Here is a 7371-nt window from a genome sequence, read left to right on the forward strand (position 1 = left end):
GCGCTTGAGGACACAGCACAGCAGCCCGTCCGGCGCTTGAGGACACCGCCGCGCGGCGGCGGGTCAGCCCCGGTCGGCCAGCAACTCGGCGAGTCCGGCGGCGAGGCCGCCGCGCCAGCAGGCGTAGTCGTGGCCGCCGTTGAACTCCCGGTACGTCACGTCATAGCCGCGGGCTTCCAGCACGTTGCGCAGGTGCCGGTTCTGCGGGAGCAGCATCCACTCCTGCAGGCCCACCTCCACGTGGAAGCGGACCGGCAGCTTCTCGCACGTCGCGAACTGCCGGGTCAGCCACTCGCTGCCGGCGTCGAACTCGGTCCCGTCCGGCCACCAGAAGGAACCCGACTGGGACAGGGCGTTTCCGAACCGCTCCGGCCTGCGGAAGGCGGCGAAGGCCGCCGTCAGGCCCCCCGCGCTCTGTCCGGCCACGACGGTGCGCGCCGGGTCGTCCGTCGCCCCGTACGCGCGCGCGGCCCAGGGCAGCAGCACGTCCGCCAGCCAGTCGACGAACTCCTCGCTGCAGCTGAGGTCGGCCACGCGCCGGTCGCGGCCCATGGTCTCGACGAACAGGGTCACGGTCGGCGGTACCCGGCCGTCGGCGTGCAGATTGTCCAGGGTCGCGCCGAAGTCAAGCACGGGGCCCCACATCTCGCCGTCCAGCAGGACGGCGACGGCGTACGGGCCGCCATCGGCGGTGTGCCCGGCGGGCAGATGGACGCCCACGGCCCGGCGGTCGACCACACAGTCGAACCACTCCCCGCGCGGCACGGACTCCCGGCGACGGACCCACCGCTGGGCGGGCGCATCGGGAAGCTCCATCACGGAGGACGGGTTGCGGCCGTCCCGGGCCGTGAGAGCGGGGCCCGCGGCGAGCGGGTCGGGCACGGCCGTGTCCAGGACCCGCAGCCACGACCGGCGGTCCGTCCGCAGGGCCTCCTCGCGGGGGCCGCGCGCCACGGAGAACTGGTACGAGGCCCGGTGGTCGGCGCGCAGCCGATGGCTGATCGCCCACACGTCCGTGCCGGGCACCTTCTCCATCAGATGCGGCGACAGATCGTGCGCGTGCCGGTCCTTGTCCGTGACGGTGTGCAGCAGCGCCAGGACGTCGGAGGCCGGTTCCCGCGCGTCGTCCCGCCAGACGAACGTGACGAGCCGGTACGCGGGGTCGGTGGCGTCGGCCTCGACGAGCGGAGTGCCGGTGGCCGCCGCGTACTGCCAGAAGGCTTCGACGGCGTCGGGCTTGCCGGCCTGGACGGCCGCGGCCAGTTCGCGAAGTACCGGACTCTTCATTTCCATGGGCTTCCTTTGCGATGGCAGGTGGGGCTGCGCCCCGGACCGCGCTGCGCGCGGTGGCCTCAAACGCCGGCCGGGCTGGATTTCCGCCGGTTCGGGGCAATGAACCAGCCCGCTGGGGGCACCTCCCAGCGGTAGCTGGGGGAAATTGAGGACCTCGGGGAGGGACCGCCGCGGCACTACACCCGCGCGGCAGCCGACCGTCCCAGCAGCACCCAGAGCAGGAACGGTCCGCCGAGAACGGTCGTGACGATGCCGACCGGCACCTCCGTGCCGTCGAAGACGATCCGGCCGACCGTGTCGGCGAGGACGATCAGAACGGCGCCCGTCAGCATCGACCCCAGCACGGGCACCCGCAGGGGCCCGGCGAGCCGTCCGGCGATGACCGGGGAGGCGAGGGCGACGAAGCCGACCGGCCCGCAGATGCCGACGGCCAGGCCGGCCAGGCCCACCGCGAGGAGCAGACAGATCAGCCGCACCCGGGCGGGGTTCGCGCCGAGGGACGAGGCGGTGGAGTCGTCGAAGCGCAGCACGTTCAGCTGGCGGGCGACGACGAGGGCGAGCGGCACCAGCACGGCCAGGCCGATGAGCACGGGCACGGCGACGGAGTAGCCGCGGCCGTTGAGGCTGCCGGAGGTCCAGACGTACAGCGAGCTCGCCGAGTTCAGCGAGCGCCGGGAGAGCACGACCTGGGTGACGGCGGAGGCGAGCGCCGACATGGCCAGGCCCACGACGAGGACCCGGTAGCCGCGCTGTCCGAGGCCGCCGGAGACGGCGGTGACGACGAGCACCGCGGCGAGCGCGCCGAGCGGCCCCGCCCACCAGGCGCCGAAGGTGCCGGTGGCGCTGAGGGTCACGGACAGCAGCACGGCCGCTGTGGCGCCGTCGTTGACGCCGAGCAGCTCGGGGGTGGCGAGCCGGTTGCGGGCGAGGGTCTGGGTCAGCAGGCCGGCGAGCCCGAGGGCGGCTCCGGCTGCGAGACCGGCGACGATCCGGCCGAGCCGGAACTTCTGCACCAGCAGCACGTCGAAGCGGTCGCCCGAACCGAAGACCGCGTTGAAGGTGCGGCCGATGCCCATCTCGCTCTGCCCGGCGTACGCGGAGAGCACCACGGCCGCCACCAGCAGGGCCGTCAGGAACAGCGCGGCGAGCGTCGCCCGGCGCGGCACCAGTACCGACAGGGACCCGCGGCGCACGACGAAGCTCTCGCCGCGGTGCCGCTCCGGCAGCCGCTCGATCAGCCGCCGCACGACGGAGGCGCGTCCGGCGCGCTGCCCGCCCTCGGTGGTGGCCGGGTCCGTCATGCCCATCGCGCCCAGCCGCTTGGAGCGGACGATGGCGATGAGGACGGGGGCGCCGAACAGCGCGATGATCACGGCGACCGGTGCCTCGAAGGGCCGCGAGACGACCCGGGCCAGCACGTCGGCGCCGGTCAGGACACCGGCGCCGATGAGCCCGGCGAGCAGGATCTGCGCCGTGAGCCGGGGTCCGGTGACGGCCCGTGCGAGAAACCCGGCGAGCAGGCCCAGGAAGGAGATGGGGCCGACGAGCGCCACCGACGAGGCGGTGAGGAGGGTGACCGCCAGGGCGACGACGACGCGGATGACGGAGGGCCGGTGGCCGAGGCCCCGGGCGAGGTCGTCGCCGAGCGCCAGGGCGGACAGGGGGCGGGCGACGAGCAGCGCCACGACGAAGCCGACGGCGAGCACGGGGACGAGACGGCCGAGTTCGCCGAAGCCCTCGACGCCGGCCAGCGAGCCCAGCACCCAGAAGCGGAAGCGGTCGTACGTCTCTGCGGAGTTGACGATCAGCACACTGGTGACGCCGCCGAACGTGGCGCCCAGGGCGGAGCCGGCGAGGACCAGCCGCATGGGTGACCCGCCACCCCGGCTGCCGGCGATGAGCAGGACGAGCGCGCTGGCGAGGACGGCGCCGCCGAAGGCCCACAACAGATAGCTGTAGCTGCTCTGCGCGCCCAGGAAGGTGATGCCGAAGACGACACCCAGCGAGGCTCCCGCGTTCACTCCGAGCAGTCCGGTCTCGGCGAGGGGGTTGCGGGTGACGGCCTGCAGGAGGCAGCCGGCGGTGCCGAGCGCCGCGCCGACGAGCAGGGCGGTGAGGGTGCGGGGGATGCGCAGGTCCCCCACCACGAGGGAGAGACGGGAGCTGTCGCGCGCGCCGTCACGCCCCAGGAGGTAGTCCAGGACGTCACCGGGGCCGACCTCGCCGGCGCCGATGGACAGCGAGAGCGCGGCGACCACCAGGACGGCCAGGACGAGTGCGGCGGACACGAGCAGGAGGGTCCGCCGCCCGTGCGGACGGCCGGGCAGCGTCTCCTGGCTGACGGGGCGGTGTATCTCCGGGGTGCCCGCGGTCTCCTCGGACCGCGGTTCCGCGGGGGCCTCCGGGGGGCCCGAGGTCGGGGGGCCCACGTGCGACAGAGTCATAAGGTAAGGCTAGCCTAAGAAGATTTACGGCTTGACGTCCGGTACCCGTTGGCTTCCGTTCCGCTCCACGGCCGGTCAACGGGTGGGATAAACATCACTCTTGAGCCGATCAACCATGATCGTCGATGGCTGGAAATCAGGCCACGGCCCCGCATCTCGACCCGGCCCGGAGGTGCCCGGCTCACCTGTGGTCCCTTATCGGTGCGGATCCGATCCGGAGGGAAATGTTCCGATTTAGCGGAAATGGTGGGTGAGGCAACCCGGGTGCGGGGACCGCTGTCTAGGGCGTTGAAGATCATCTGTTCTTGATGAAGTCAACGGGGTTCACATGTCTTTGATGCGTCCTTTGCGTTCCCTCCTGCTGGCCGCCACCGCGGCCTGTGCCGTGGCCGGGCTCACCACCGCTCCCGCAGCCGCGGCGCCCAGACCCACCGGTGCGATCGGCCTGGACCCGCAGACCCTCGCCGCCGTGGCCACCTCCCTGCTCACCCCGGACGCCGCCCCGGAAGGAGCCAACGACTGGGACTGCAAGCCCTCGGCCGAGCACCCCCGTCCCGTCGTCCTGGTCCACGGCACCTGGGCGAACGCGCTCAACACCTGGGCCTCGCTGTCGCCCAGGCTCAAGAAGGCCGGCTACTGCGTCTACGCCGTCAACTTCGGCGCCCCCGCGGGGTCCGTGATCAAGGCCAGCGGACCGGTCCCGGAGTCGGCCAAGGAAATCGCCGCCTTCGTCGACAAGGTGCTCAGCCGGACCGGTGCCGACAAGGTGGACATGGTCGGCCACTCGCAGGGCGGCGGCCTGCTGCCGCGCTGGTACCTGAAGTTCGAGGGCGGCGCGCAGAAGGTCAACCACCTCGTCGGTGTCGCCCCCAGCAACCACGGCACCGACTTGAGCAGCCTCCTCAACCTCGGTGAGTCGCTGAACCTCATGGGGATCGTCGGCAAGTTCGCCGGCCAGGCCGCCATCGACCAGACCCGTGGCTCGGAGGTCACGCGCACGCTGGACGAGGGCGGCGACACCGTGCACGGGGTCACGTACACGACGATCGTCACGACCAACGACCGGGTGGTCACCCCGCACACCAACCAGTACCTCACCGCCGGCGCGGGCGCGACGGTCACCAACCACACCATCCAGGACCACTGCCCGCGCAGCTGGGTCGGTCACGCGGGCATGACCCTCCACCCCGCCGCCGCGCAGCTGGTCCTCTCGGCCCTGGACCCCAACGACAAGGGCAAGCCCGAGTGCGGCGTCTCGCTGCCGTTCTGACCCGGGAAGCAGCCCTCTGACCGCTGAACGAGGAGGCGGGAACGGCCCTGGCCGGTCCCGCCTCCGGTGTGTTACGGGCGGTCGGCTCCGTCCGTCGGTACCGGAGGCGGGCGCAAGGGCTCGCTGATGGACAGGTCCTCGTCGAGCTTGGCCGCCAGCTCGGCGCCGAGGGCCGGGGCGTACCGCTCGCCCCACCGCTCCACGACGGTCAGGAAGCCGGTCAGATCGGCCTGCACGGACCGCAACAGGGCGGGCAGCCCCTCCTTGGCGACCTCGACGGGCTGCCCGGGGGGCGGGGCCGGGGCATCGCGGCCGTCGGGCCACAACCGGACGACCGGGCCTGCGTGCTCGACGCGCGGCGACGGGTCGTGCCCCAGCCACAGCTCGTCGCCGTGCAACAGGCCGAGCCACTCGCGCCAGTTCTCCAGGCCGCAACAGCAGCCGGAGGCGACCGATACCCCGCCGGCGGTGTCCCGCACCCGCAGACCGCCCGGCAGGAGGGTGCAGTCGGCCGCGATCGTACGGCGGATCAGCGCGGGCCCGTCGGGCGCGCGGGCGTCCTCGTCCGCGAGGGCCGCGCCGTTGTACCCGGTCCACACCGCGATCGCGGTACCGACCTCCAGGGGGGACAGCCGCCCGGACAGCGGGAGAGCCGCGCCGGCCGACGGATCGGCCACGGGCCACAGGGTGAAGTCGGCGGAGTCGTAGGTCTCCAGGACGGCGTCCATGATCAGCACGGACACAGTGTCACCCCGAACGGCGGTGCGCGCCTCCCCATTTCACGACAAGCCGAAACTCTCTCCGGAGCCTCCGCCGTCCTCCCGCGGCCCGTCTTCCCGGTCCCGGCCGGTGCGCCGCGCACCACCGAGCGCGATCCTGTTCACCCCCCACAGCGCGACACCGATCACGAGCAGCACTCCCGCCCGCACGTAGACGTCCGCCGGGCGGTCGGCCAGCGGGCTCGCCAGGACGAGGGCGGTGATCGCCCCCAGCACCGGCAGCGCGGTGGGGGCGCGGAAGTGACGGTGTGCCACGTGGTCCTTGCGCAGGACCAGTACCGCCACATTGACCAGCGCGAAGACGCACAGCAGCAGGAACGCCGCCGTGTCGCCGAGCCCGGCGATCTCGCCCGTCGACGCCAGGGCGACGGTGAGCACGGTCGTGAAGAGGATGCCGACGACCGGCGTGCGGCGGCGCGGCAGCACGCGGGCCAGAGCGCGCGGCAGGATGCGCTCGTTCGCCATCCCGTAGCAGAGCCGGGACGCCATCATCAGGTTGATCAACGCGGAGTTGGTGACGGCGAAGAGTGCGATCAGCGCGAACAGCCTCGGTGGGAAACCGGCCCAGCCCACCCGCACGACCTCCAGGAGCGGCCCGGAGGAGCCCTGGAGCGTGTGATGGTCGACGAGCAACGAGGAGACGAGCGCGACCAGGACGTACACCGTGCCGGTGACGGCCACGCCCAGGAAGATCGCGCGGGGAAAGGTGCGGGCCGGATCCCGGGTCTCCTCGGCCATGTTGACGGAGTCCTCGAAGCCGAGGAACGCGAAGAAGCCCAGCGCCGTCGCGCCGAGCACCCCGGTGAGCGCCGCGTATCCGGAACCGCCGGTATCGAACTCGCCGAGGCGCGCCGGCTGCCCGTCGCCCGCGAGCACGGCGAACACGCCGATGCCGATGACGAGCAGCAGCCCGGACAGCTCGACGACGGTCAGCACGACGTTGGCCCGCACCGACTCCGAGACGCCGCGCAGATTGAGCACCGCCAGCGCGAGCACGAAGACGACCGCGACCAGGGTCGGCGGCAGGTCCACGAACTCCGCCATGTAGTCACCGCCGAACGCGCGGGCCGCGGCACTCGCGGACGCCAGGCCCGAACACATCACCATGAAGGCGGTGATGAACGTCAGAAAGGGGGCCTTGAACGCCTTGTGGGTGTAGAGAGCCGCTCCGGCGGCCCTGGGGTATTTGCCGACGAGCTCGGCGTACGACGCGGCGCTCAGGATCGCCACGAGGAAGCCGATGACGAACGGCAGCCACAGCGCGCCGCCGATCTTCCCCGCCACCTTGCCGGTGGTCGCGTAGATGCCGGTGCCGAGGATGTCGCCGACGACGAAGAGGAGCAGAAGCTTCGGGCCGATGACCCGCTTGAGCGGTGAGCCGTCCCCGTCGGCCGGAACCGGGGGAGGGGCACCGGGTGCCCCGGAGGGTCGAGGTATCCGCATGGCCCACGGCCTACCCGCCGCGGCGCGTGCCGTACCGCCCGTGCGAGGCAGCGCTGCGCGGCGGTGTCCTCAATCGCCGGACGGGCTGAAATCAGCCCGTCCGGCGATTGAGGACGCGCCCACAGGGCGCTCGCCGCCGTAG

At 72.5% G+C, this 7371-nt stretch carries 5 protein-coding genes; 1 reads left to right on the forward strand and 4 read right to left on the reverse strand.

Translation table 11 applies throughout. The features are described 5' to 3' along the window. Window positions 1-63 precede the first annotated feature (63 nt). Both fes and fhuB read right to left on the reverse strand, forming a co-directional pair. Window positions 64-1287, reverse strand: coding sequence for an enterochelin esterase (gene fes / locus ACZ53N_RS07650; protein ID WP_469140014.1), 1224 nt, complete (start codon window positions 1285-1287; stop codon window positions 64-66). Window positions 1288-1469: 182 nt separating this feature from the next. After that, the gene (fhuB, locus tag ACZ53N_RS07655; RefSeq protein WP_469140015.1) at window positions 1470-3737 is read right to left on the reverse strand and encodes a Fe(3+)-hydroxamate ABC transporter permease FhuB; all 2268 of its coding nucleotides are present in this window, start codon (window positions 3735-3737) and stop codon (window positions 1470-1472) included. Window positions 3738-4074: 337 nt separating this feature from the next. Between fhuB and ACZ53N_RS07660 the strand changes: the two genes are divergently transcribed. Continuing rightward, a complete protein-coding gene (locus tag ACZ53N_RS07660; RefSeq protein WP_469140016.1) occupies window positions 4075-5007 on the forward strand; it encodes an esterase/lipase family protein in 933 nt (310 codons plus the stop codon). Between the two features lie 71 nt (window positions 5008-5078). Here the strand turns inward: ACZ53N_RS07660 and ACZ53N_RS07665 are convergent, their stop codons facing one another. After that, the gene (locus tag ACZ53N_RS07665) at window positions 5079-5735 is read right to left on the reverse strand and encodes a hypothetical protein (protein ID WP_469140173.1); all 657 of its coding nucleotides are present in this window, start codon (window positions 5733-5735) and stop codon (window positions 5079-5081) included. 51 nt (window positions 5736-5786) lie between these two features. After that, window positions 5787-7229, reverse strand: a complete 1443-nt coding sequence (locus tag ACZ53N_RS07670) for an APC family permease (protein ID WP_469140017.1) — start codon at window positions 7227-7229, stop codon at window positions 5787-5789. Between the last annotated feature and the right edge of the window lie 142 nt (window positions 7230-7371).

The sequence above is a fragment of the Streptomyces sp. NPDC033229 genome (assembly GCF_055576875.1).